General features: G+C 44.8%; 1 protein-coding gene. It reads right to left on the reverse strand.

Annotated elements, in window-relative coordinates:
• Nucleotides 1–152: 152 nt before the first annotated feature.
• Nucleotides 153–962 carry a hypothetical protein gene (locus A3729_RS07675; protein WP_068516514.1) on the reverse strand — a complete coding sequence of 270 codons (810 nt, stop codon included), beginning with the start codon at nt 960–962 and terminating at the stop codon, nt 153–155.
• Nucleotides 963–1,012 lie beyond the last annotated feature (50 nt).

Consider the following 1,012-nt stretch of genomic DNA (forward strand, 5'->3'; position numbering starts at 1 on the left):
AACTTAGGTTCTTTAATCAACGGTAGGCTGGCTGTGAGTTTTAGACAAAACATCCAAACATAGTTTAATAGCTTTCCAAAAAAGTCGTTCATAGCGTTAAGTCCTTATTCGACTGCATTGCATAATGATAATAGCTTGTGAGCAAATTGATTCTATTCAGGAGGATGCTCTTCCTTAAAACGGCGCTGATTATCTTCGTTGATAAAATCAGGGAACCATTTTACTTTCGGGAAGAATAGCACTCTTACCAGGCCGATAAGCATCCACATAAAGCACACACTAAAGATGAGACCACAGGCCCAGGTAATGTACTCGAAGTTACCGGAGATATACTTCATTCCCCACCAGGAGATGATGTCTGTTAACGAGGCAATCAACCCAACCGGAAATATCCATTGATAGACCTTAAGGCGACTGAAGTGCATAGAGAAAGGTATACCGATGATAAAGAAGCTGGTTGTGAAGCCAAATAGGTGGGCATGCGTGAAAGCAATCAGCTTGCCTTCACCCATTTGCTGAAAATAGCTGGGTGCGTCACCATGCAAGTGGACTTGGTAATGCGCCTCCATCGCGCCAAACACCAAGGCTATGCCATAAAGTATGACCGCTACACCAATACCCCGCTGCGCCGCGATAGGCAGGTTGTGAAGATCAAACTCCATACCCGTTTGCTTGAATGGGAAAAACCAGTTGATTAAGAAGCAAGAAAAGAAGAAAAAGACCACAAGCGCGATAGGCGCTCCAATGTCTTCCCATGCTGTTTTTTCGGGTGGCACAATGACCAATTCCTCTTCAGCGATAGGCGCATCACTGAAGAAATCAAATTCTGCATTTTCTGCCAAAGCAGGACTCGCCCCCAAGCTCAGGAAACAAACCGTAAACAGTGCTAAGAAGGGTGCCCTGAATGAAGCCGTTAAGGTTAACAAGATGCTGAACAAACTATTAGCTATCAAGCCTTGCATGCTTAAGCCCCCTTCAAGCGAATATAAACCAAGGCACCGGCACGTTTAAC

The organism is Oleiphilus sp. HI0043 (assembly GCF_001634935.1).

What these genes read in the sequence shown, in the direction of transcription:
- A3729_RS07675 (WP_068516514.1), bottom strand. Translation starts at nt 962, where the DNA reads ATGCAAGGCTTGATAGCTAATAGTTTGTTCAGCATCTTGTTAACCTTA.